This window comes from Pseudomonas sp. GW822-FHT02D10, assembly GCF_058802345.1.
The window spans coordinates 191024-215390 of the sequence record NZ_JBXAOB010000008.1 but is presented as its reverse complement, the minus strand read 5'-3'; the positions used below and the strand labels follow the sequence as shown (position 1 = coordinate 215390).

Below are 24367 nucleotides of genomic sequence, written 5' to 3'. Positions count from 1 at the left end.
ATTCAACCGATCACTGCATCCACGGTGGAGGCGGCTCTTCGGTTTTACTCGGAGGTGCATCGTCTGCGGCGCGAACCGCTTGCCGACGTTCCTCGTCAAGGCGTGCGGCCTCGATCTCACGCATGATGCCGCCAACGTCCGCCAGCTCTTCCGGCTCGTCGAACTCACCGGTCAAGGCGCTGGCCGGGTGCAGAGTGCCGGCTTCATACAGGGCCCACATTTCCTTGGCGTACTTGGTCCGCTTCAACTCCGGGGCAAAGCGCCCGAAGTACGAGGCCATGTTGCCCACATCGCGCTCCAGCATGCTGAACGCGTGGTTGTTGCCCGCAGCGTCCACCGCCTGGGGCAGGTCGATGATCACCGGGCCATCCGGGGTCAGCAATACGTTGAACTCGGACAGGTCACCGTGCACCAGACCGGTACACAGCATCAGCACGATCTGCGAAATCAGGAAGGCGTGGTATTCGCGCGCCTGATCCGCTTCCAGCACCACGTCATTGAGACGCGGCGCGGCATCACCGTACTCGTCCGCCACCAGTTCCATCAGCAGCACGCCTTCCAGGAAGTCGAACGGCTTGGGCACTCGCACCCCGGCACTGGCCAGACGAAACAACGCCGCGACTTCGGCGTTCTGCCAGGCGTCTTCGGTTTCTTTACGACCGAACTTGGATCCCTTGGCCATGGCGCGAGCCTGACGGCTGTTACGCACCTTGCGACCTTCCTGATACTCGGCCGCCTGACGAAAACTTCGTTTATTCGCCTCCTTGTAAACCTTGGCGCAACGTAACTCGTTGCCGCAGCGCACCACATAAACAGCTGCTTCTTTACCACTCATGAGTGGGCGCAGCACCTCGTCAACCAGACCGTCCTCGATCAGCGGTTCAATGCGTTTTGGAGTCTTCATCAGCTTTTATTGTGGGTCCTTTATTACCAAACACGCGAATGTCACTCGTTATACGGCAATCCTCTCCCGGCGGGGAGGGGTTGCCGACCTATGAACGTTGCAGATGCACTCAATGTGCCAGATTAATCAGGCAAACCCTCTCGGCCGACGAAGATCATAGCTGAGAGTCAGCCGCACGTTAGTGATTGGTTCAGAAGGCATTTGCGACAGAGTCTGAAATCAGCCAGCCCACTCTTTGTAGGATTTTTTTCAATAGCCCTCAATTTCCGCTGCCGGCGGCCGAAGTCATCAAAGAGAACGGGATTTGTCCGACAATCCGCGAGTCGTCAGCACTACGTGGGCTTATAAGAAAAAATCTGGAGCGCGGATGAACATCAAACAAAAACTGACGTGGGCGTTTGCAATCATCGCCTGCTTGCCGGTTGTGCTGGTCGCCACCCTGGTGGTCATGAACCTGCGCAGCGAAGCCAAAGATAACTTTGTCGACGGTAGCGGTCGAGAGATCCGCCAGGTCAGCAACGCCATGCAACTGTTCTTCGACGGCATCAGCCAGAACGTTAACTACCTGGCCTCTCAGCCGCTGATCAAAAACACCGACGCCAGCCTCAAGACCTACATGAGCGCCAACGCAACGGAGATCCCGCAAGGCGAGATGGACAAGCAGGTGTTCACCTTGCTGCAAGACCTGGGCGCCAGTCACCCGTCTTACGCGTATGCCATCATCGGCACCAGTGCCGGTGGTTACGTGTCGTGGCCCGATGATCCGAAGCTGGCCAATTACGACCCACGCCAGCGTCCCTGGTACAAAGCGGCCCAAGCCAAACCGGGCAAGCCATTTCGCACAGATGCCTATTACTGGGCTCAGGATGATGCGACTTACGTCAGCACCGTGCGCACCCTCGACAACAAGCTCGGCACCAACGGCGGCGTGGTCAGCATCGACGTAACGCTCAAGCAGCTCACCGAGATCGTCAAGCAGATCAAGCTGGGTGAAACCGGCTACCTGATGTTGATGGAAAACAACGGCACCGTGCTGGTCGATCCGAAACAGCCGGAGCATAACTTCAAACCTTTGAGCAGCCTGGGCGACGGTTACGCGCAACTGGCCAAGGCTGGCAAAGGTCTGGTGGAAATCGAGTTGAACGGCGAGCGCTACATGGCCAACGTCTGGCCGTCGGAGCAACTGGGCTGGACGTTCGTCGGCCTGATCAAGCAAACCGACGTGATGAGCTCCGCCACTGCACTGACCTGGTTGATCGCAATCATCGCCGCCGTACTGGCCGTGCTCTTCGCCGTGATCGGCGCCAGTTTCGCCAGCCTCATCGTGCGGCCGATCCGCAGCGTCGCCAGCGGTCTGGAAGGCATCGCTCAGGGCGAAGGTGACCTGACCCAGAACCTGCAGATCCGTGGCAGCGACGAAACCGCGCAACTGGCCAACTGGTTCAACCAGTTCCTCGCCGCGATTCGCAGCCTGATTCAGCACATCGGCGGCGCCGCGACCAAGATCCTCGCCAACTCGCAAAGCGCCACCCAGGTCTCCAGCGACATGGCCGAAGCCGCCGGGCGTCAGCGTGAAGCGGTGGACATGGTGTCCACGGCGTTCCACGAAATGGTCGCCACCGCCAACGAAGTCGCGCGCTCATGCAGCCAGGCCGCCGAGTCGGCCGACAGCGGTCAGCGTCAGGCCCGCGAAGGTCAGCAACAGATCGATGCCGCAGTGAGCAGCGTCGACAAGTTGAGCCAGGAAATCGAACAATCGGCGCAGTCGATGCAGCAGCTGGAGCGCGACAGCAATGATATTCAGTCGATCCTTGGCACCATTCGCTCCATCGCCGAGCAAACCAACCTGCTGGCGCTGAACGCCGCGATCGAAGCGGCTCGCGCCGGCGAGCAAGGCCGCGGCTTTGCGGTGGTGGCCGATGAGGTTCGCGCACTGGCTAAACGCACTGCCGACTCCACCGCAGAAATCGACGGGCTGCTCGGCAACCTGGCCAAACGCACCAGTCAGGTCACCCAGCAAATGCACGCCAGCCTTGAGGTGTCGCAACAGTCGGTGAACCGGATCGGTGAAGCACGCAACAGTTTTGGGCAGATTCGTGAATCGGTGGACGTGATCCGCGACATGAACACCCAGATCGCCACGGCCGCTGAAGAACAGCATCAGGTCGCCGAAGACATCAACCGCCACATCAGCCAGATCCATGGCGATGCGCAGTTGGTGGCCGAACTGGCCAACTCGGCACGGCTCGACTCCCAGAGTCTGGCTGGGTTGTCGAATGAGCTGGATGGGTTGGTGCGGCGGTTTAGAACCTGATCATAGAACCAGGGTGGCCGCTTCGCGGCCAATCGCGAGCAAGCTCGCTCCCACAAGGACACTGCAAAACCTGTGGGAGCGAGCTTGCTCCGGGCGGCGATCCGACGATGGGGCCATCACTGCCTGAAAAGCTCGCCTGGGGTAAACCCGAACAGGCTTTTGAACGCCGCAATAAACGCCGACGTCGAGTCATACCCGCTGGACAGCGCCGCCGTGGTCACGCTGTCGCCGTCCTCCAGCAGGCTCAATGACGACAGCAGTCGCATACGCTGGCGCCAGCTGCGAAAGCTCAATCCGGTTTCACGCTGGAACAAGCGCATCAAGGTTTTCTCCGACGTGCCCAATCGCTCGGCCCATTCATGCAACGTCACGCTTTTCTCCGGGCTCTCGATCAGCTCGTTGCACAGCCCAAGCAAACGCGGGTGACGTGGCAACGGCAGAGAAAACCCGACTTCCGGCAGGCTCGCCAACTGATCCAGCAGCACCTCGACCAAGCGCGCTTCGCGGCTGTCGCCCTCTGGATAATCCACCGGCAGTTGGCAGAAGCTCTTGATCAGTTCACGCGCCAAGGGCGTAACTTCCAGCACCCGACAACGCTCATCCGCCCAGGCGCACTCCTCGCGCCGCACATAGAGGCTGCGCATTTCCGCGCGCATCGAGGTCACCACCTGGTGCTCCAGATCGGCCGGAATCCAGATGCCCCACTGTGGCGGCGCAAAGAAACTGCCCTCGGCTGTATGCACACCGAGGACTCCGCTGATGGCGTAGGAAAACTGCACCCAATCATGACGATGAGGTGGCGTCCACGATCCGGCGCTGAGGCTTTCCGCGCGGGCATACAGCGGACGCGGCAACGCCGTCAGGGTCGGGATGGTCCGTTCAAGGGAACGTTGTCCGTTAGCCGGCATTGATTGGCCTTATGTCGCAAGACGGGCGGAAGTCATGACCTTAGGCTAGGTCATCCATTCTTACAATGTCTTCGGTGCCCGCTATGCATGCCTTCAAACACCTCAAACGCGTGGTCACCGACTGGTTCCTGTGTGGGATGCTGATCGCCACGCTGCTGTCTTACGTCTTCCCACGCTTCGGTGCCACGGGCGGCGCGATGCACGCCGAGTGGGTGATCAACATCGGCGTGTTCCTGGTGTTCTTCCTGCACGGGGTCAACCTGTCGAGCGAGCAGATCCGTCACGGTTTGAAAAACTGGCGCCTGCACGTCATGGTCCAGATTTTCACCTTCCTGGTGTTCCCGCTGATCTGGCTGATGAGCGACAAGTTACTGGGCCCACATATTCCGTCACTACTGATGCTCGGGTTCCTCTACCTGTGCGCCCTGCCCTCGACTATTTCCTCTTCCGTGGCCTTGACCGGCAGCGCAGGCGGCAACGTACCGGCGGCGATTCTCAACGCCAGCCTGTCCAGCGTGCTGGGGATTTTCCTCACGCCGTTGCTGGTGAGTTTCGTGGTGGGCAGCGGTGCTGGCGGCATCGACCTGGGCTCAACCCTGCTCGATCTCTGCGCCATGTTATTGCTGCCGCTGCTGCTGGGTCAGTTACTGCGGCCGCTGTTTGGCAGGTTTTTCAGTCGCCACAAGCGCTACACCAACGTCGTCGACAAGCTGGTCATCCTGCTGCTGGTCTACGCCGCGTTCTGCAACTCGATGGTCTCCGGGATGTGGCAGCAACAGGGCAACACCGTCATCATCAGCGCACTGGTGGGCAGTGCCGTGCTGCTGGCGACCATTCTGTGGATGACCACCCGCACCGCCCGCGCCCTGAAGTTCAGCCCGGCCGATGAGATCGCCGCGGTGTTCTGCGCCAGCAAGAAGTCCCTGGCGGCCGGTGCGCCAATGGCCGCGTTGATCTTCGGTGCCAACCCGGGCCTGGGTCTGATCCTGTTGCCGATCATGATCTATCACCCGTTGCAGTTGATCGTCTGCTCGGTGATGGCCGAGGGTTACGCCAACCGCAATCGGCTACTCGCCGAGCAGCAACGCGGCGCTGCCCTCAGCGTTCAATAATGGCCGTCACCCCCTGACCGCCGGCGGCGCAGATCGAGATCAATCCGCGACCCTTCCCGGCGGCATCCAGCAGCTTGGCGAGGTTGGCGACGATTCGCCCGCCGGTCGCGGCAAACGGATGCCCGGCCGCCAGTGAACTGCCTTTGACGTTGAGTCGACTACGGTCGATCGATCCCAGCGGCGCGTCCAGGCCAAGCCGGGTTTTGCAGTAGTCCGGGTCTTCCCAGGCCTTCAAGGTGCAGAGCACTTGCGCGGCGAAGGCTTCGTGGATTTCGTAGTAGTCGAAGTCCTGCAACGTCAGGCCGTTACGCGCCAGCAACCGCGGCACCGCGTAGACCGGCGCCATCAGCAGCCCTTCGGCACCGTTGACGAAATCCACCGCCGCCGCTTCGCCGTCGCGCAAGTAAGCGAGGATCGGTAAACCACGTTCTTTCGCCCACTCCTCGCTGCCCAGCAACACCAGCGACGCGCCATCGGTCAGCGGTGTCGAGTTGCCGGCGGTGAGCGTGCCTTTGTCACTCTTTTCGAATGCCGGTTTCAACGACGCGAGTTTTTCCAGCGTCAGGTCCGGGCGCAGGTTGTTGTCACGGGTCAGCCCGAGGAACGGCGTCATCAGATCGTTCTGCCAGCCTTCGGCGTAGGCCGCGGCCATTTTCTGGTGGCTTTCCAGCGCCAGCTGATCCTGCTCGGCGCGGGGGATGTTCCAGGTCTGCGCCATCAACTCGCAATGCTGCCCCATGGACAACCCGGTACGCGGCTCGCCGTTACGCGGAAACTCGGGGATCAAATGCCGGGGACGCAATTGCAGAAAGGTTTTCAGCTTGTCGCCGGTGCTCTTGGCGCGGTTGGCTTGCAGCAGAATCTTGCGCAGGCCTTCGCTGACACTGATCGGCGCATCCGAGGTGGTGTCGACACCACCGGCAATGCCGCAGTCGATCTGCCCCAGGGCAATCTTGTTCGCCACCAACAACGCCGCCTCCAGACCGGTGCCGCAGGCCTGCTGAATGTCGTAGGCCGGGGTGCTCGGCGACAGCCGCGAGCCGAGCACGCATTCGCGGGTCAAGTTGAGGTCCCGGGAAAGCTTGAGCACCGCCCCCGCCACCACTTCCCCCATGCGCAGGCCATGCAGGTTGTAGCGTTCGATCAAGCCTTCGAGCGCCGCCGTCAACATCGCCTGGTTGCTGGCAGTGGCATACGGCCCGTTGGAGCGCGCGAAAGGAATGCGATTGCCGCCGATGATCGCAACGCGACGCAGCTGAGTCATGAAAAGCTCCCTATCAATATCTGAATGTGAAAACAGGCCCCTGTGGGAGCGGGCTTGCTCGCGATTGCGGTGTATCAGCCGGTAAATACTTTGAATGTGCAGACCTCTTCGCGAGCAAGCTCGCTCCCACAGGTACTGCATTCTCATGCCAGTTCCGCATTCGCCTAAATACCCTGCCTGCCAACAAAAAGTCCTGAAGCAAACTAATCTGCTGTGATCAAGCGTAGGCCTTATCTCGCGGATCGAACGCCTGATGACGATTCATGGTCCACACCTTTAATCCCAGCCGCTGGAGCATGTTCCATGTCTGACCGCTATATCGACTTCGCCAACTCGTCCCTCGGCCACCGCGTGGTCGGTGCCCTTGGCCTGCCGTCGCCGGTCCGTCTGGAGCGCTGGGAGGCCGGTCGCCTGCGGCCCGTCAATGGCGCGCTGCTGATCGGTGGCGGCCCGTTGGCGCAGAATGTCAGCGCGTTCGCCAACAAACTCACCGAGCAAATTTACAGCTACGGGCCCGAACCGTTGGTGGCCCAGGCGTGGATTCCCGGCCATGGACCCAAGCTCAAAGCGGTGGTGTTCGATGCCAGCGATCTGGTCCAGACCGAGCAGCTCAAGCAGCTGCGTGAGTTCTTTCAGCCGTTGATGAAAAACCTCGACCACTGCGCCCATCTGGTGATTTTCGGGCGTGCACCGCAGACCCTGAGCGACCCATTCGCCGCCAGTGCCCAACGCGCACTCGAAGGCTTCAGCCGCTCGCTGGCCAAGGAACTGCGCAGCGGCGGCACCTTGCAGTTGCTGTATGTCGGGGCCGGAGCCGAAGGACAGCTAGAAGGTGCACTGCGGTTTTTCCTCTCACCAAAAAGTGCTTATGTCTCGGGGCAGGTCGTGCGGCTGAATGCTTGCGACACTCAAGTCCATGACTGGACCCGCCCGTTGGCCGGACGCACGGCGCTGGTCACTGGCGCGGCTCGCGGCATCGGCGCATCGATCGCCGAAACCCTGGTACGCGATGGTGCGCAGGTGGTGCTGCTGGATGTGCCACCGGCCAAGACCGATCTCGATGCCCTCGCCGCCCGCCTCGGCGGCCATAGCATCACCCTCGATATCTGCGCCGAAGACGCAACTGAACAGTTGGTCCAGCAGTTGCCGAACGGCATCGACATTGTGGTCCACAACGCCGGCATCACCCGCGACAAAACCCTGGCCAACATGACGCCGGAATTCTGGGATGCGGTGCTCGCGGTAAACCTGAATGCACCGCAAGTGCTGACCAAGGCGCTGCTCGACAGTGGCACCCTGCACGATAACGCTCGGGTGATTCTGCTGGCCTCGATCAGCGGCATCGCCGGCAATCGCGGGCAAACCAATTACGCTGCGAGCAAGGCCGGATTGATTGGCCTGGCGCAAGCCTGGGCGCCGCTGTTGAGTGAGCGCGGGATCAGCATCAATGCGGTGGCGCCGGGTTTTATCGAAACCCAAATGACCGCACGCATTCCGTTTACCTTGCGTGAGGCCGGGCGACGCATGAGCTCACTGGGACAAGGCGGATTGCCGCAAGACGTCGCCGAAGCCGTGGCCTGGCTCGCCCAACCCGGCAGCGGTGCGGTCAGCGGGCAAGCGCTGCGGGTGTGTGGGCAAAGCGTATTGGGAGCTTGAAAATGGCGACGGATTGGCATTCACAGAGCAGTACACCGTACTTGTCCGAGTTGTATTGGCGGGCCGCGACGCGGCGCAAGATCACCGGCACCCGCCTGCCTGAGGATGGCTTTCGTTGCTGGGTCAATGTCGACCCCAAGCGCTTGGCGGCCTATCGCAAGGTGTGCGGATATACCGATGACGGTTTGCTGCCACCGACGTATCCCCATGTGCTGGCGTTCGCCTTGCAGATGCAATTGCTCACCGCCAAGGCGTTTCCGTTTCCGCTGCTGGGGCTGGTTCACCTGGCCAATCGCATCCGCATTCTGCGACCCTTGGGCGGCGTCGGCCGGGTGCAGGTGAGCGTGCGGGTGCAGAACCTGCAACCCCACGCCAAGGGCGCCACGTTTGAGTTGATCACGCGCATTGACGACGCACTCGGGCCGCTCTGGGAAGCCGAAAGCCAGATGCTCTGCAAAGGCGTGAAGCTTGCCGGGGAGGCCATTGAGCCGTCGTCGGATTCGGTGCTGGCCATGAACGAGGTCACCCGCTGGTGGGCACCGAGCGAGATTGGCCGACGCTACGCCAGGGTTTCCGGTGACTACAACCCGATTCACCTCAGCGCTGTCAGCGCCAGACTGTTCGGTTTTCCCCGGGCCATCGCCCATGGTTTGTGGATCAAGGCGCGCGCCCTTTCGGCACTGAGCGGGCATCTGCCGACCTCGAACATCGAGATTGCCGTGCAGTTCAAGAAGCCGGTGCGCTTGCCCAGCGAAGTGATCTTGCTGGCCAGCGCTGCCGGCTCAAGCGGTGATTTCAAGGTGGTCAGCGCCGGGGATCTGGAACACATGCTCGGCACCTGGCGACCACTTGCCTGAGGCGCCTCAGTCGCGCCGAATCAGCCACGCCTGATAAAAAACACACCCGCCATAATCAACACCAGCCCGGCAATCTTGCCGGCGCTGACGGGTGCTTCGCGAAACCCGGCCCAACCGAAATGATCCAGGGCCATCGCCATACCCAGTTGCCCCGCCAGTACCAGCGCCATGAACAGCATGGCGCCAATGCGCGGCCCCGCGAAGGCTGCCGTGGTGATGAAAAATGCGCCGAGCAGACCACCGCTCCAGTGCCACCAGGTCAAGCTTTTAAGCGTCGCCAATGCCGGGGTTTCGCGCTGGATCAAGACCAGCAGCAACAACGCCAGGGTGCCGACAAAAAACGAAATCAGCGCGGCAGCCAGCACGCTCGACACCTGCTTGGCCAATTGGCCATTGATACCGGCTTGCAGCGGCAAAAAAGCCCCCGCGATAAAGGGCAGGCAAAGCAACCACCAGACGGGGGCCGGCATGCTGTTCTCCAAAGAGTGAATGAGGCGCGCAGTATACGCCGTCCCCTCGCTCAGTCGCAGGAGCTGCCCAAGGCTGCGATTTTTCAGGTTTCAGGTGGAAACCACCGCAAAAGATCGCCGATCGGTATCAGTGATGAAGTCATGCCACCGGTGTCCCGCCCAAAGCATTGACGACCCTGTTGAAAGTGGCTTTCACCGAGTCCCCCAGCGGTGTGATAAAGGCCACGACGACCAGGCCCACCATCGCAATAATCAGCGCATATTCAATCGCTGAAGCCCCCTCGGTCCTGGTCATGAACAGCTGTAAACGGATGTACAGATACCGAATGAAGTTAAAGAACATACGACTTCTCCTTTACGGCCAGGGGCGCGGATGCAAGGGGCTGCAACATGATTGCTCTTTGCCATCGCAGCATTGTCAACAAACCCCACTCCAGCAAGTGTAATAAGCGGTTAATCACAAAGTATTAACCGGAATGTGGGCGCCTGAAATTCAACCCACTCACGGAGGCGTCATACGTTCTCGGGTTATTTTTGTGACCAGTGATGGCGTTTTGACTTAGCTGCGCTACTTTCAAATAGCAAAATAGTTACATGTTCATAGCTGCCTGATTGCGAAATCATCTCGTTGAAGTAAACGGGCCGGTGAGGCAGCAGGAAAGGGAGAGCCGTCATGAACAGCCGCATCACCATGGGCCTGGCCGGACTACTGTTAGTCGGTGCCGTCATTGTCGGGTACTGGGGGTTGGTGCTGAGCCGGCAAACGGCAGCCGTTACCGAACCCGTCGCCGCCCCTGTCACCGTAGCGGTGGAAAAAACGCTGACCAGCGCAGAAGACCAGATGCGCCAACCCGTCGTCGTGCTGGTGCATGACGTCCTGCCTTTCAGCCCTCTCACCGCGGCTGACCTGACCCTGGAAAAACTGCACAATGCTCCCGCTGGCAGCTTGAGCAGCCTGGACCAGGCCGTTGGCCGTACACCCTGGCGGCGCCTGAGCGCGGGCACCTGGCTGAGCAACGACAGCTTCGATGCCGGCGGCCCGTTGGCACGGATGATTCACAGTGATGAACGGGCGCTCGCGGTGGCGGTGGACGAAGTGATCGGCGCTGCCGGCCAACTGATCCCGGGCGACTACGTCGACGTGCTGCTGTTCCTGCGTCAGGACGCCACCAATGCGCAGCAATCGGCGCAAATCGTCATACCCGCCATGCGTGTATTGGGTGTCGGCGAGCAATTCGGGTTGACCAACGACGGCAAACCCGCCTCCCCGGCCGCCACTGCCGAAGACAAACTCAAACAGGACCAACGCCGCATCGCAGCCCGCAGTGTGGTATTGGCGGTGCCCGAACAACTGCTAAGTCGAATGATGCTGGCGACTCAGGTCGGCACCTTGCGCCTGGCCGTGCGCAGTAGCGAAGAGCAGCTCCTGGCCAAATACTGGGCCGGTGAAAGCGACTCATCCTCCCACCTGAATGCCACCAACATTCAGCTGTTCCAGTTCACCCAGCTGGCCTTGGGCAGTGCCCCGAAAAACATCGTCAGCGCACGTCCGGTGGTGGTGTCACGGCGCAGCATTGAGGTCATACGCGGTAATCAGGTCACCCAACAAACGCCTTGATCGAGCACGGGTGCAGGCCCTCAAAAACGGCAATTTCGACAAACGCAGCGGACTCTCACCATGAGCCAAGACCTGAGCCAGACATTCCTTGCGATTACCCGCAACAGCACTGATCTGGAGTGGCTGCAAGGCGCACTGGCGCCGTTGGGCCAAGTGGTCAGCGCCGGTGGCGGCAGCCTCGATGAACTGCTCGCGCTGGTGGACGTGACCTTTGCCAGCCTGGTGTTCGTCGGCCTCGACCGCGAGCACGTGATGACCCAGAGCGCGTTGATCGAAGGGGTGCTGGAAGCCAAACCAATGCTGGCCGTCGTGGCGCTGGGCGACGGTATGGACAATCAGTTGGTGCTCAATGCCATGCGCGCCGGGGCTCGGGATTTTGTCGCCTACGGTTCACGCGCAAGCGAAGTCGCGGGTCTGGTGCGACGCCTGAGCAAACGTCTGCCGCCCGTCGCACCCAACACCCAACGGGGTGGCCTGACGGTGCTCTTTGGCACTCAAAGCAACGCCGACGGTGCCTTGCTCGCCGGACACCTGGCCCTGGTGATCCAGAAGAGTGGCCAGCAGACCTTGCTGCTCGACCTTGGCCTGCCCCATGGTGACAGCCTGGCGTTGCTGGGGCTGGAGAGTTCGTTTCATTTCGGCGATGCCTTGCGGCATCTGCGGCGCCTCGATGCGACGCTGATCGACAGCGCCTTCACCAGCGCCGAAGCCGGGCTGCGAATCCTCGCCTACGCCAGTAACGACGAACCGCTGGAGCGCACCAGCGCCGCCGAGCTGTACATGTTGCTCAGCGCCTTGCGCCAACACTTTCAGCACATCGTGGTGAACCTCACTGGCCAGCCTGACAGCGAAGCCCTGCGTACCTTCGTCAGCCATTGCGACAAGCTGCTGTGGTACACCGACCAAAGCGTGCTCGATTGCCGGCGCAACCTGACAGTGCTCAACCTCTGGCGCGAAAAAGGCATGAAGCTTGAACACGCGCGATTGCTGGTCGACCGCTACCTGCGCCACTCAGCCCCGGACTCCGACACACTGGGCAAGACCTTTGGCCTCGAAGTCATCGCCGTCCTGGCCTACAGCCCCGAGATTCGGCTCAACGCCAAAAACCAGGGCGTGACACTGTTCGAACTGGCCCCCCGCGAGGTCCTGAGCCAAAGTTTGCGCACCCTCGGTGAACGTCTGGCCAAACGCTCAGAAGGTCTGGCCACGCCCAAAGTCAGTTGGCTGAATCGCTTGCGGGGCCACACATGAGCGGTGAAAAACTCTTCGGCGCACAAACCCAGGGCCCGATCGGCAACACCGATCATGAAGGCCTGAAGCTGGTGCTGCATCGCTACATCATCGATGCCATCGAAGAGTCCGGGAAAAACCTGCTGGAAGGCTCGCGTCAGGTCCTTTCGCAATTCGTCATCGACAAGGTCGCCGAATACATCGCCCGTTTGCACCTGGCGATTTCGCGCTATGAAATGGAGTGCCTGGCGGAAGAACTCGTCGACGAGCTTACCGGCTTCGGTCCGCTGGAAGTGCTGCTGCGCGACCCGGCCGTGACCGAGATTCTGGTCAACGGTCCGCACCGGGTGTTTATCGAGCGTGACGGTGTATTGCACCAAAGCGATCTGCGCTTCATCGACGCTCATCACATCGAGCGGGTCATGCAACGCATCCTCGCGCCACTGGGGCGGCGTCTGGATGAATCTTCGCCAATGGTCGATGCGCGCCTGCCCGACGGTAGCCGGGTTAATGCGATCATCCCGCCCATCGCGCTGGACGGACCGTGTCTGTCGATTCGTAAATTTCGCAAGGACATGCTTAAAAGCAGCGACCTGATGGCGATGCAAACCATCGACCAGGCGATTTTCGACTTCATCCAGGAAGCGGTCAGCAAACGCTGCAACATCCTTATCAGTGGGGGGACCGGCACCGGTAAAACCACCTTGCTGAACATCCTCAGTCAACTGATCGATCCTCACGAACGTCTGGTGACCATCGAAGACGTCGCCGAACTGCAACTGGGCCACCCTCACGTCGTACGCCTGGAAACCCGCCCGCCGAATGCCGAAGGCCATGGCGAGGTAAAAGCCAGCGACCTGATCCGCAACGCCCTGCGGATGCGCCCGGATCGAATCATCCTTGGCGAAATCCGTGGCGTCGAAGTGCTCGACGTACTGACCGCCATGAACACCGGTCACGACGGTTCGATGAGCACCGTGCACGCCAACAACGCCCAGGATGCACTGTTGCGCCTGGAGACTCTGGTCGGCCTGACCGGGCGTCAGATCGCCGAACGCACGCTGCGGCAGATAATCTGCGCGGCACTCGATGTGGTGATTCAACTGACGCGCCTGCCCGATGGCCGGCGTTGCGTCAGCGAGGTGGTGGAAGTGGTCGGGATCCGCGAGGACATCTACGTCACTAACACCTTGTTTCGTTTCGATCGGCGGACCGGTTTCGGCTTTCTGCGCGAAGCGGTCAACCCCGCTGGCGACAAGCTGCGCCATGAGTTGTCTCTGCCCCTCAACTGACTTGACGAGGCTTGCGCGATGATCGGCCCGATACTGCTCAGCCTGATGTGCGTGGTGTTGCTGGGACTGTCGATTCGGCTGTTCTATCAGGGCCTGCGCAAGACCAGCAACGAACGCGTGCTGAACCGACTGAACCAGGGGCAACCACAACTGATCATTGAAAAAACCTCATGGGCGAGCCTTGAACGCGCCTTTTTGCGCGCAGGCCTTGGCCGCCCGACCGAGCGTCTGGCGCAGTGGCTGGTGCTCTGGGCTTGCGCTGGCCTCCTCGGCTTTTTGCTGGCGGGCGGGCTGGGGCTACTCATCTTTCTTCTGCTCCCCCCCTTGGCGTTGCGCTTGTACATTTCCTGGCGTTATCAACGTCGCCGAAGACGAATGATCGAACAATTGCCGCAGTTGCTCGATCACAGCGTGCGCAGTCTCAAATCCGGTCGCACCCTGACCGATGCGGTGATGGGCAGCATCGACGCCAGTGTCGACCCGCTTAAAAGCGCCATGGGGCGCGTCCAGCGCAACGTGCAATTGGGCGTCAACCTGCCCGACGCGGTGCACGATTTTGCCGAGCTCTTCGACCAGGATGAGCTGCGCATGTTTGCCTTGGGATTGAAGGTCAATCACCGCTACGGCGGCAACGCCAGCGAGCTGCTGGAGAACCTGATGAAACTGATTCGCGAACGCGAGCAAGGCGCCCGACAGCTTCGGGCCATGACGGGTGAAACCCGAATGACGTCCTGGGTTCTCGCATCGCTGCCCATGCTCATCGCGAGCTACTTCATGCTGACCAACCCCGGTTACATGCTGGGCATGTGGCACGACTCCGCCGGCCAGCACATGCTGATCGCCGCGGTGGGCTTGCAGATTTTCGGGTGCCTGGCGCTGTGGCGCATGTTGCGGAGTGTCTGAGATGGCAATACTGGTGAGCGCATTGCTGTTCCTGGGAGCCGTGGTGCTGGTGCTTGGCAATCTGCTGGAACAGCGACGGCGTGAGCGGCACGTCGCCCAGCGCATACAAGGGAAAATGCTGCAAGACCACACACTCGGCAGCTGGCTGCGCGCGCTCGGGGACAGCCGATTTGGCCAGCGCTCGCTCAGCCTGGACAGCGAAACCCAGACCCTGCTCACACGCCTGGGGTGGCGCAAATCCAGCGAGCGCTCGTTGTTCGCCGCGTGCCAGGTCGGCACGCCCCTGCTGGTGCTCGGGTTGGCGGTGTTCTTTCAACAGGTGTTCTACCCCAACGCACAAAATCACTGGCTCGCGCCGTTTCTGGGCGCCGGACTGGGTTATCTCCTGCCCAAACGTCTATTGGCCTATGCCGTAAACCGTCGGCAAAAAAACATTGCCATCGAGATTTCGACGTTTATTCCACTGCTGCGGATTCTGTTCGAGTCGGGCATGGCCATAGAGCAGTCTTTGCGTGTGCTCAGCATCGAGGCGCAAAAGCTGCTGCCGGAGCTGACCAGCGAATTACGGCTGATCCTGACTCGGGTCGACTCCGGTCTGGAGCTCGGCCAGGAACTGCACAAGACCGCGACACTGCTGGCGGTGGACGAATTCACCGACACCTGCGTGATCCTCCAGCAACTGATCCATCAAGGCGGCGGCGCCATGAAATCGCTGCTCACACTCAAACAGCTGCTCGACGACCGGCGCCTGACAGGCTTGCAGGAATACATCTCGAAAATGTCCGCCAAGATGTCCGTGGTGATGATGCTGTTTCTGTTTCCAGCCTTGCTGATCGTTTTGGCCGGCCCGGGCTTCACCGCCATTGCTCGGGCGTTTGCGCCTTAGAACCGCAAGTGGTGACCACGACACCTGGCGGCTGGCACACTCGTGTAGCAGCCGGATTACCAGTGATGAGGCCCATAAGCCTTGCAGTGAACAACAGGTGCCATCTCTGGCAAGCCAGCTCCAGACTCGGATTCACCCTACTCAATTAAGCAACTTGTCCGACATCCGTACTTGAGCCGACTCGCCACAGTCTCCCGTTTCCACGGAACGGGACACGGGCGTGACCAAACTCATCCCCAAAAGCCAACTCGCCGGCCAGCGCGGCCAGGTGCTCGACAACAGCCAGGCTGCCTACGACCTGGCTCAGGCGCTGAGCTATCCAGACAGCCTGCAAGGTTTCGACGATTTGTTGAATGCAGTCGGCGCCCATCGCTCCAACTACATGCAGGCGGCCCATCAGAAAAAAATTATCGACGCCGTCAGCAGCGGCGACTGGGTGATGGTGGCGCCACGCGTCGACCCCGACAACGGCGGCGCCTCATGGAACGCCTTCAAGCCCAAACCCGAACCACCACCGGCGCAGCACCTGGTCGAGGACCACGCGTTCACCCTGCCCCAACCGGTCGAGTCGGGCTTCCACATCATCCAGCGGCCCATGAGTCTCGAAACACTGGAGCGCTCGCTGTACGAAAACCCGCCTAGCGATGCCTTGCGCAAAGCGTTCCGCTCGCTCAACCGCCATCTCGGCGAACAGGTGAAACCAGGGCAGATGGTGATTTTCAGCGATTCTCGGCATTACATGTGTCGCCGGGAGGAGGCGCAATTGATGATCGCTGCGAATAAGGTCAACGAAGCGATCAAGGATCTGAGCGATGAAGAAGCTTCGTTCATGGTTGAGCATCACGAGGTGATCGAACCGTTTCTTGAGGTGTCCGCTGGGTCGCTGGGCGTGGCATCGTTTATGGTTGGCCAACATCTGGAAGCATTGAAAACCACCCTCAACAATCTGGAGAACCTGCACCAGCAGCACTACCGCCAATACGGCCATCTACGCTCACCAGAATTCTTTGCCCAGCGTAAAAGGATGATGGCCAAGCTTGATGCCAGCCTGGGGCCGCTGATACGCAAGGGTACCGGTATACCCGATCACCCCAAACTCAAACGCGCGCTGGGGCTGTCAACTCGGCGAACGATTCATCATTGGGGCAAAGCGGGAGCACCGACTCAGTTGCCGGGGTATGCGACGAATATTGACGGCGTGGCTCGGGCAGCGAAGTACATGAAAGCTGGAGGGTATGTGGGAATCGGCTTGGCAATAGGTGCAGCGGGAATGAGAGTAGATGAAGTCTGTCGTACCGGAAGCGAAGAGGAATGCACAAAAGCCAAGTACGTCGAAGGAGGTAAGTTGGCAGGCAATATCAGCGGCGGTGTTGCTGCCGGGGTTGTAGCGGGCCAAGCGCTGAAGTATGGAGTTTGCGCAGCTATAGGTGTGGAAACATTGGGTGTGGGAGGCCTTGTTTGCGCGCTGGTTGTGTCTGGCGCGGTCGCTAGTGCTACTGGAACAAAAGCCTCTGAGCTAGGTGGGGACATGGGTGAAAAACTGTATGAGTTCACACAGCCATGAATGACGCCAAAAATATCCAGCTCACTTTATGGATGGTTGTTTTTCTTCTGATTTTTCTCAGCCAGGTAATCATATTGTTTGCCGCCTACTTCAAGCTCGATCACATTGAAAAACACTTCATCGCGTCTCATCTCGTGAGCATTAATCGAAAAAATGTAGGCAACGGTCCGTTTGGACGGATGAACAGACTAAGACTGATAGGTGCGTTAACAGGCAGTTTCTATCAGCATCAGATGCTGGACCCTTATGCATTTATGGAAGCTGAAACCCTGCCAACGAAACTAAGAAAATGGGCGGGAATTCCAAGAAATCTGATACGCATCGCGATGACCTGCGCCGGGCTTCTCTTGCTCTGGGACGGCTTGCTGTATATGCGCACGACAATTGGCAGCCCAATGGGCGAGCTGAAATTGCTCTACACAGCCATATTGAGTGCCTTTCTTGCCCTGACGCTGATGATTTTATTGCTGCGGGTATACATCGGTTTTTTCAAACTGGAAGAACTTGAATCACATCTCAGCAACTCTTACTTCGTAGGCCGCAATCTCCGAGTAATGGGTAATGGGTTGTACGGTCGTAGCTACCGCCTGAGTCACCTCTCGATAATGCTGCACGCGCAAGATTCATTTCTGCTGAGAAGCGACCCGCACTCTATCGATGACATCAAGCGCTTTCCCTTGCATCTACGACGTTGGGTCATCATTTCCCATCGAATGGTTGCCTATTCATTCTTCGGTTTTTTTGCCCTATGGGGATGGGGGAAGTACTCTGGACTGTTGGGCTGAGCGGACCACACACTTCAATTTGGCGTAAAGGCGTTCGGAGCGAACTCAAGATCGTTATCGCGGGCACCTGACCCACACCCGCGATAAACGACAACGAGGCTTACCTGAAGCAATGCTCAGGGTTTGACGACATACTCCGCTGGCTCTTCAGGATCCATATTGTCCAGCGCTCGGTCCACCAGCAACCGGATCCCATCGATCATCCTGCAAATGCCTAATGCCACATTGCGTCGAGAACCTTCGATCTCGAACGCCAGGTCAGCGGCCATGGCTTTGACCGAGGCCAGGTCCTCCGAAGCGTTTGCCAGCAGACTTTCGGTGTCGATACCCGGGTTGACGGCAAACAACCGGTCCGAATGCAGATCGCTGAAGCGCAACTTCACAAGGGTCGGTTTCAGGTAATGATCGAGGGCACGGTGTGCGGCGTCGTGGAGCTTTTTTGAATCGAGGGATTCGTAGGGGGAAACGTCGTCGGTTTCGGGGGGATTGGGGGTTTCTTTAATCATGGTGCATCTCCGAGTTTGAATGGAGCTGCCACCGATCGCCGCGACGCGAATGAAGGTGGCAGCTGTACGCAGGTTCGCGGACCGAGACTCGAAAACCCGGCATACCCGAAGGCATCCCGCGCACAGCCACCATGACACGCAACGACAAGCACGTTAAAAACGCCTGCTATTGGGCCGAGTGATTATGCATCAAGTTAACGGGCCGCGACGCCCGGACGCTGAATTGGCAGCGACGTTCGAAGGCTAGAGGTGGCACTTCCGAGCGGCAACCTGAAAGACATGTCGGAGATTTCTACGTTGCCTGCGATGCTGTCATCGAATTCAAGCCTCTTCCTACAGGCATTACACAAACCCCAATAACGCAGGAACGATCGAGCAAGATCAAAAGATCGCAGCCTGCGGCAGCTGCTTGGTTATGGGTTGCTCCCACGCTCTGCGTCAGCTCGTGAATCGGAACGCGGAGCGTCCCTGGTGGCATTCCCACGCAGTGGGAACGATCTGCATAGCCGACGCTGTGAGCTTCAGGCCTGCAAATAGCGCAGCACTGACTCGCAAATCATCTGGCGATGACGTTGTTTGATCGCCTCGTCCGGCAAGTCGATCTGAAAAATCTCGCCAAAGGTATGACGGTTCGACACCCGGTAAAAACAGAACGAACTGATCAGCAAATGCACGTCCAGCGGATCCAGCCCGCTGCGGAACACCCCCTCCTCGGCACCGCGACGCAGAATCACGCCCAGCGAATCGAGAATGGTGTTGTTCATCGCCTTGATCGCTTCGGACTGCTTCACGTACTCGGCGTTGTGAATGTTCTCGATGCTGACGATCCGCACGAAATCGACGTTGCGGTCATGGTGATCGAAAGTGAACTCCACCAGACGCCGGATCGCCTCACGCGGTTCCAGCTCAGTCAGGTGCAAGCGACTTTCAGTGCTGCGAATATCGCCGTAAAGCTTCTCCAGCACCTCGACGTAGAGCTGCTCCTTACTACCGAAGTAGTAATAGATCATCCGTTTCGAGGTGTGGATGCGCTCGGCGATCGCATCGACACGCGCACCGGACAGTCCCTGCTGGACGAACTCGACAATGGCTTCTTGAAGAATGTTCTCGCGGGTCTTTTCCGGGTTGTTCTTGCGACTCTTGCGCGGCTCGATCAAGGGTTCGTCGGGCGCGATGGTGAGTTCTGTGGTCATTCTCATTCCGGGCTCATGGCCTTCACTGCACAGCTGGCGATTATGGGCCGCACGCTGCAGTGAAGGAAGCTTCGCCACGGCCGTTTGCCCCTGCGTTTACCAATTTCCTACAACTTGGCGTGACGCACGCCACCGCTGCGTGATTTCGCCATTGCCGCCAGACGCACCGCGACGTTGGCCGCACCATATCCCGCATAAGCATTTTTACGCTGGATGATTTCGAAGAAGAAGCGCCCTTCAAAGGGTTCGGTGTACACATGAAACAGCTCACCGCCCTGAGCGTCGCGGTCATACAGCACGTTGTAATAGGCCAGTTCGCTGAGGAACTCATCATCGAAATCAAAGCGTGCCGCGAGGTCATCGTAATAGTTGAGTGGGATGTCCAGCAGCGGTACGCCGGCCTCTTTGGCGCGACTGACTTCAGCGAAAATATCGTCGCAGTCAAAGGCAATGTGGTGCACACCGGAGCCGCGATAACTGGACAAGGCGTGAGAGATCGCGGTGTTACGGTTCTCGGAAATGTTCAGTGGCAAACGGATCGAGCTGCAACGGCTCCGCAGCGCACGGCTTTTCACCAGGCCGTAAGGATCAGGCAACACCACTTCATCGTCGGCCTCGAAATCCAGCAGGCTTTTGTAGAACAGCACCCAACTGTCGAGGCTGTCCGCCGGCAGCGCCATCGCCATGTGGTCGATCCGTTTGAGCCCGCCACCCGTGGCCACCGTCGGTTGCAACCTGAAGTCGGTGCCGTAGACATCGGCGTGTTGATCCACCAGATAAATCAGGCTGCCATCCGGCGCGCGGACCGCCGCCAGTTCCAGCTCATTGGGGCCGACCAGCCCGCGATAGGGTTGTCCTTTGTAGGCCACCGCTCGGGCTAGCGCACTGGCGCTGTCCTTGACCCGCACCGCGGTCGCGCACAATGACGGCCCGTGCGCTTCAAAAAAACTGTGGGCAAACGAATAGGGTTCAGCGTTGAGGATCAGGTTGATCTCGCCCTGACGCAGCAACGTAACGCTCTTGGAGCGGTGCTCACCGGCCTTGACGAACCCCAGGCGCTCCAGCCATTGCGCAAGTTTGGCGCCGAGGCTTTCGTCCACCGCGAACTCGAGAAACTCGATGCCGTCATACTCACTGGCCGGCGGCGTGGCGAACAGAATGTCGAGATCCGGTGCGGGCGTAGCGTGTTGCTGCTGCAAACGCGCTCGGGTCTTCTCTTCCAGATACAGTAACGAGCGCAAGCCATCGGCGGCGTTGGCCCGTGGCGGCGCGGCGCGGAAGCCGTCGTTGAAGATTTCCAGCGACAACGGCCCGGTGTAGCCGCTCTGGATGATCGGTGCGAGAAAACCCGGCAAGTCGAACTCGCCCTGCCCGGGGAAGCAACGAAAATGTCGGCTCCACTCCAGCACATCCATCGCCAGGATCGGCGCATCGGCCATTTGCACAAAGAAAATCTTCTCGCCGGGAATGTCCGCGATAGCCCGTGGATCACCCTTGAGCGACAAGGTATGAAAGCTGTCCAGCAACACGCCCAGACTTGGATGGTCTGCCTGACGGACGATATTCCAGACCTGTTGATAAGTGTTCACATGCCGGCCCCAGGCCAGCGCTTCATAACCGATCCGTAGACCGCGAGCCCCGGCGCGCTCGGCCAGCAGGCGCAAGTCCTCGACCAGAATCTGCTCATCGCCAACGCTGTCGGCCGAGGCATTGCTGCACACCAGCACCAGGTCGGTGCCCAGTTCCTGCATCAGGTCGAACTTGCGCTCGGCGCGTTCGAGGTTGCGCGGCAGACGGTCGCGGCGACAGCCTTCGAAATCACGAAAGGGCTGAAACAGGGTGATGGCGATGCCCAGGTCAGCGCACATCTGCTTGATTTCACGCGGGCTGCCGTCGTAGTACAGGAGGTCATTCTCGAAAATCTCCACCCCATCGAAACCCGCGGCGGCGATGGCTTCGAGTTTTTCCGGCAGGGTACCGCTCAAGGAAACGGTGGCAATGGAACGCTGCATGTTTCGACTCCCGTTGGGATGGGCTGATCGTGTTGATCTTGTGAGAGACGCCAAGCGTTTGTTGTGTGCGCTGAGGCCGGGGGGAATTATTGAGCTGGCCTGTTCATTGAGCAATTCAAAGTGTACCAACCGGTTAGTTTAACGTGCGATTATCGAACACAATGACTATTGGCGAATTGACGATTTTTCGCTCACTGCGCACCATCGACAGCACATTGAGTCCGGTCATGAACCACTGGCCTCAGTGACCAAAGACCCAGAACACACCATAAGAATTTCAAAAATCGGGTACACGCTCATGCTTGCATTCAACGCCTTGCTCCGTTGCGCTCTCCTTCATTCCCCGTGCCTGGCGCTCAACCGCCAACCGCCTTCAAACCTTTCTGGCGCCCGCGACCGAACCCGGCCCGCACACTGAACACGTGCCTTGGTTGGCTCAACCCACCCAACGCCTGTGCAAACACTCAGCCGATCAATCATTGAATTCGCCCTGCGCATCCCGACGATTGATCACGCGCCCATGAAGTCCCGACGAGCCTTGCTTGTCAGTCATTGAACGGATGGCACACATGATTCCTTCTCAAAGTTCACGCATGGCCGCAGGCCTGGGCGTCTCAACCGGCGGCATCGGCGACAAGATCCGCGGCGCCATGGCGGTCGGCAAAACCCGTTGGGGCATGCTGGCGCTGGTGTTTTTCGCCACCACCCTGAATTACATCGACCGCGCCGCACTGGGCGTGATGCAGCCGATTCTGGCCAAGGAAATGAGCTGGACGGCGATGGACTACGCCAACATCAACTTCTGGTTTCAGGTGGGTTACGCCGTCGGTTTCGTGCTGCAAGGCCGGTTGATCGACCGGGTCGGTGTGAAGCGCGTGTTCTTCTGCGCGGTCTTGCTCTGGAGCCTGGCCACCGGCGCCCATGGCCTGGCAACCTCGGCCGCAGGCTTTATGGTCTGTCGTTTTATCCTCGGGCTGACCGAAGCCGCCAACTACCCGGCCTGCGTGAAAACCACACGGCTGTGGTTCCCCGCCGGTGAGCGCGCCGTGGCCACTGGCATCTTCAACGCCGGGACCAACGTCGGCGCGATGTTCACGCCGATGCTGCTGCCGCTGATCCTGCAGGTCTGGGGCTGGCAAGCCGCGTTCCTGTGCATGTCGGCGCTGGGCGGAATCTGGCTGTTGTTTTGGGGCCTGAAGTACTTCAACCCGGAAGATCACCCGTCGGTGAAACAATCGGAACTGGACTACATCCAGAAGGAAGTCGAACCGGAACAAACCCGCGTACCGTTCTCACGGATCCTGCGGATGCGCGGTACCTGGGCCTTCGCCCTCGCCTACTCGATGACCGCACCGGTGTTCTGGTTCTACCTGTATTGGCTGCCACCGTTCCTCAACCAGCAATACAACCTGGGGATCAACGTCACGCAAATGGGTATCCCGCTGATCATCATCTACCTGACCGCCGACTTCGGCAGCGTTGGCGGCGGCATTCTGTCTTCGTTCCTGATCGGTCGCGGGATCAACCCGATCAAGGCGCGACTGATGTCGATGCTGCTGTTTGCCTGCTGCATCATCGGCGTGATCATGGCCGCCGGTTCCAGCAACCTGTGGGTCGCGGTGTTTGCCATCTCGCTGGCCATCGGCGCGCACCAGGCCTGGACCGCAAACATCTGGAGCCTGGTGATGGACTACACGCCCAAGCACATGATGAGCACCGTGTTCGGTTTCGGCGGGATGTGCGCAGCTATTGGCGGGATGTTCATGACCCAACTGGTCGGGCACATTCTGACGGTCACCAATAACAACTACACCGTGCTGTTCACCATGATTCCCGCGATGTACTTCATTGCGCTGACCTGGCTGTACTTCATGGCTCCGCGCAAAATCCCGAACCTCGAAGACTGATCCCGCCTTCTCGCAGGCCTGACCCCAGGCCTGCGTTCTCCCCCCGCTCAACGACGCCGCTGTTGCCAGGCCGCCGCCAGACCGCTGAGACAAATGACCGCGATGCCAATCACCGTGGTCAGGCTCGGCGTGTGGGAAAACAGCAGCCAGCCGAGCAGTCCGGCAAACACAATCTGACAGTATCCAAAAGGCGCCAGCAGTGCCGGTGCGGCATGCCGAAACGCCTGAGTCAGCAACAGATGCGCCGTCATCCCGCAGGAGCCCAGCGCCAGCATCAACAGGCCATGAGTCAAACTCGGCACTTGCCAGAACATCGGCACCAGCGCGCTCATGACCAGGGTGTTGCACAAACCCGCAAAAAAGTTACTGGTGGTCGGGCTGTCGATCTCGCTGAGTTTGCGCGTCAGCAGTTGGTAAAAGCAGAAGAACAACGCCGAGCAGAACGGCAGCAACACCGCCGGAGTGAACAAATCACCGCCCGGATGGACGATGATCAACACGCCGATAAACCCGCAAATCACCGCCAGCCATTGCCCGCGCGTCACCCGCTCACCGAGCAAGGGCACCGACAACGCGGTTACCAACACCGGCGCGAGAAAGTTGACCGCGGTGGCTTCCGCCAACGGGATGAACAACAGGCCCGTGGTGAACAACAGACTGGTGCCCAACAAGCACAACGCCCGCAACAACTGCAGCAACGGGCGTTTCGTGCGCAGGACACCCAGCCCGGATTGCGGCAGAAAAATCCCGGCCATCAGCAGCGTGTGAACCAGATAGCGTGCCCACACCACCATGATCACCGGATAAAACCCTGAGAGATATTTCGACAAGGCGTCGTGGCTGGAAAACAGCAAGGTCGCGACGACGATCAGCAGAATCCCTTTGAAGGGCTGATTGATACCGGAGAGCGGGGTGCTGAGCGTCATGGGGTATCCCTTGTGTCTTGCATCAAAGGTCAAAAAGCATCGCGCGCAAGGCACTATGGA

The 24367-nt window shown here is 59.6% G+C and carries 21 protein-coding genes and 1 pseudogene; 13 read left to right on the top strand and 9 right to left on the bottom strand.

Annotated features, from left to right (window positions below):
• Positions 1-10: 10 nt before the first annotated feature.
• Positions 11-904 carry a PA4780 family RIO1-like protein kinase gene (locus AC1RPZ_RS15805; protein ID WP_493137931.1) on the bottom strand — a complete coding sequence of 298 codons (894 nt, stop codon included), beginning with the start codon at positions 902-904 and terminating at the stop codon, positions 11-13.
• A 367-nt stretch (positions 905-1271) separates the two neighbouring features.
• On the opposite strand from AC1RPZ_RS15805, the pseudogene AC1RPZ_RS15800 reads away from it, so the two are divergent.
• Positions 1272-2360 (top strand): annotated as a pseudogene (locus tag AC1RPZ_RS15800) (cache domain-containing protein); the annotation flags it as partial.
• Positions 2361-2450: 90 nt separating this feature from the next.
• Complete coding sequence (locus AC1RPZ_RS15795) at positions 2451-3218, top strand: methyl-accepting chemotaxis protein (RefSeq protein ID WP_493137954.1); 768 nt, start codon at positions 2451-2453, stop codon at positions 3216-3218.
• Positions 3219-3334: 116 nt separating this feature from the next.
• Here AC1RPZ_RS15795 and AC1RPZ_RS15790 read toward each other — a convergent pair whose 3' ends face one another.
• Complete coding sequence (locus tag AC1RPZ_RS15790; RefSeq protein ID WP_493137930.1) at positions 3335-4126, bottom strand: AraC family transcriptional regulator; 792 nt, start codon at positions 4124-4126, stop codon at positions 3335-3337.
• Between the two features lie 83 nt (positions 4127-4209).
• Between AC1RPZ_RS15790 and AC1RPZ_RS15785 the strand changes: the two genes are divergently transcribed.
• On the top strand, positions 4210-5238 hold the full coding sequence (locus AC1RPZ_RS15785) for a bile acid:sodium symporter family protein (RefSeq protein WP_493137929.1): 1029 nt from the start codon (positions 4210-4212) through the stop codon (positions 5236-5238).
• On the opposite strand, the gene AC1RPZ_RS15780 is transcribed toward AC1RPZ_RS15785, so the two are convergent.
• The gene (locus AC1RPZ_RS15780) at positions 5225-6502 is read right to left on the bottom strand and encodes an acetyl-CoA C-acetyltransferase (RefSeq protein ID WP_493137928.1); all 1278 of its coding nucleotides are present in this window, start codon (positions 6500-6502) and stop codon (positions 5225-5227) included. The two genes, AC1RPZ_RS15785 and AC1RPZ_RS15780, sit on opposite strands and share 14 nt — an antisense overlap.
• Before the next feature lie 303 nt (positions 6503-6805).
• Here AC1RPZ_RS15780 and AC1RPZ_RS15775 point away from each other — a divergent pair, with 303 nt between their 5' ends.
• Both AC1RPZ_RS15775 and AC1RPZ_RS15770 read left to right on the top strand, forming a co-directional pair.
• Positions 6806-8158, top strand: a complete 1353-nt coding sequence (locus tag AC1RPZ_RS15775; protein WP_493137927.1) for a 3-oxoacyl-ACP reductase — start codon at positions 6806-6808, stop codon at positions 8156-8158.
• Between the two features lie 2 nt (positions 8159-8160).
• Positions 8161-9015, top strand: a complete 855-nt coding sequence (locus AC1RPZ_RS15770; protein ID WP_493137926.1) for a MaoC family dehydratase — start codon at positions 8161-8163, stop codon at positions 9013-9015.
• A 20-nt stretch (positions 9016-9035) separates the two neighbouring features.
• On the opposite strand, the gene AC1RPZ_RS15765 is transcribed toward AC1RPZ_RS15770, so the two are convergent.
• The gene (locus AC1RPZ_RS15765; RefSeq protein ID WP_493137925.1) at positions 9036-9485 is read right to left on the bottom strand and encodes a DMT family transporter; all 450 of its coding nucleotides are present in this window, start codon (positions 9483-9485) and stop codon (positions 9036-9038) included.
• 139 nt (positions 9486-9624) lie between these two features.
• Positions 9625-9828 (bottom strand): Flp family type IVb pilin, encoded by a 204-nt coding sequence (locus tag AC1RPZ_RS15760; RefSeq protein ID WP_493137924.1) that lies wholly within the window; start codon positions 9826-9828, stop codon positions 9625-9627.
• 330 nt (positions 9829-10158) lie between these two features.
• On the opposite strand from AC1RPZ_RS15760, the gene cpaB reads away from it, so the two are divergent.
• From cpaB to AC1RPZ_RS15725, 7 genes are all read left to right on the top strand, one after another.
• Positions 10159-11103 (top strand): Flp pilus assembly protein CpaB, encoded by a 945-nt coding sequence (gene cpaB, locus AC1RPZ_RS15755; RefSeq protein WP_493137923.1) that lies wholly within the window; start codon positions 10159-10161, stop codon positions 11101-11103.
• Between the two features lie 60 nt (positions 11104-11163).
• Positions 11164-12354, top strand: coding sequence for a CpaE/TadZ family protein (locus tag AC1RPZ_RS15750; RefSeq protein WP_493137922.1), 1191 nt, complete (start codon positions 11164-11166; stop codon positions 12352-12354).
• Positions 12351-13625: a TadA family conjugal transfer-associated ATPase gene (locus tag AC1RPZ_RS15745; RefSeq protein ID WP_493137921.1), complete on the top strand. Its 1275-nt coding sequence runs from the start codon at positions 12351-12353 to the stop codon at positions 13623-13625. Before AC1RPZ_RS15750 ends, AC1RPZ_RS15745 begins: the two co-directional genes overlap by 4 nt.
• 18 nt (positions 13626-13643) lie before the next feature.
• Positions 13644-14528 (top strand): type II secretion system F family protein, encoded by an 885-nt coding sequence (locus tag AC1RPZ_RS15740; protein ID WP_493137920.1) that lies wholly within the window; start codon positions 13644-13646, stop codon positions 14526-14528.
• A 1-nt stretch (position 14529) separates the two neighbouring features.
• Positions 14530-15414, top strand: a complete 885-nt coding sequence (locus tag AC1RPZ_RS15735; protein WP_493137919.1) for a type II secretion system F family protein — start codon at positions 14530-14532, stop codon at positions 15412-15414.
• A 220-nt stretch (positions 15415-15634) separates the two neighbouring features.
• Positions 15635-16978, top strand: a complete 1344-nt coding sequence (locus AC1RPZ_RS15730; RefSeq protein WP_493137918.1) for a hypothetical protein — start codon at positions 15635-15637, stop codon at positions 16976-16978.
• On the top strand, positions 16975-17763 hold the full coding sequence (locus AC1RPZ_RS15725) for a hypothetical protein (RefSeq protein WP_493137917.1): 789 nt from the start codon (positions 16975-16977) through the stop codon (positions 17761-17763). The genes AC1RPZ_RS15730 and AC1RPZ_RS15725 overlap by 4 nt, the downstream gene beginning before the upstream one ends.
• A 116-nt stretch (positions 17764-17879) precedes the next feature.
• Here the strand turns inward: AC1RPZ_RS15725 and AC1RPZ_RS15720 are convergent, their stop codons facing one another.
• The 3 genes from AC1RPZ_RS15720 to quiC all read right to left on the bottom strand — a co-directional run bounded on the left by AC1RPZ_RS15720 (position 17880) and on the right by quiC (position 21474).
• Positions 17880-18269, bottom strand: coding sequence for a DUF6124 family protein (locus tag AC1RPZ_RS15720; RefSeq protein ID WP_493137916.1), 390 nt, complete (start codon positions 18267-18269; stop codon positions 17880-17882).
• A gap of 521 nt (positions 18270-18790) precedes the next feature.
• Positions 18791-19468 carry a TetR/AcrR family transcriptional regulator gene (locus AC1RPZ_RS15715; protein ID WP_493137915.1) on the bottom strand — a complete coding sequence of 226 codons (678 nt, stop codon included), beginning with the start codon at positions 19466-19468 and terminating at the stop codon, positions 18791-18793.
• Positions 19469-19569: 101 nt separating this feature from the next.
• The gene (quiC, locus tag AC1RPZ_RS15710) at positions 19570-21474 is read right to left on the bottom strand and encodes a 3-dehydroshikimate dehydratase QuiC (RefSeq protein ID WP_493137914.1); all 1905 of its coding nucleotides are present in this window, start codon (positions 21472-21474) and stop codon (positions 19570-19572) included.
• 569 nt (positions 21475-22043) lie between these two features.
• On the opposite strand from quiC, the gene AC1RPZ_RS15705 reads away from it, so the two are divergent.
• Positions 22044-23381 carry an MFS transporter gene (locus tag AC1RPZ_RS15705; protein ID WP_493137913.1) on the top strand — a complete coding sequence of 446 codons (1338 nt, stop codon included), beginning with the start codon at positions 22044-22046 and terminating at the stop codon, positions 23379-23381.
• Positions 23382-23428: 47 nt separating this feature from the next.
• On the opposite strand, the gene AC1RPZ_RS15700 is transcribed toward AC1RPZ_RS15705, so the two are convergent.
• The gene (locus tag AC1RPZ_RS15700) at positions 23429-24307 is read right to left on the bottom strand and encodes a DMT family transporter (protein WP_493137912.1); all 879 of its coding nucleotides are present in this window, start codon (positions 24305-24307) and stop codon (positions 23429-23431) included.
• Positions 24308-24367: the final 60 nt, after the last annotated feature.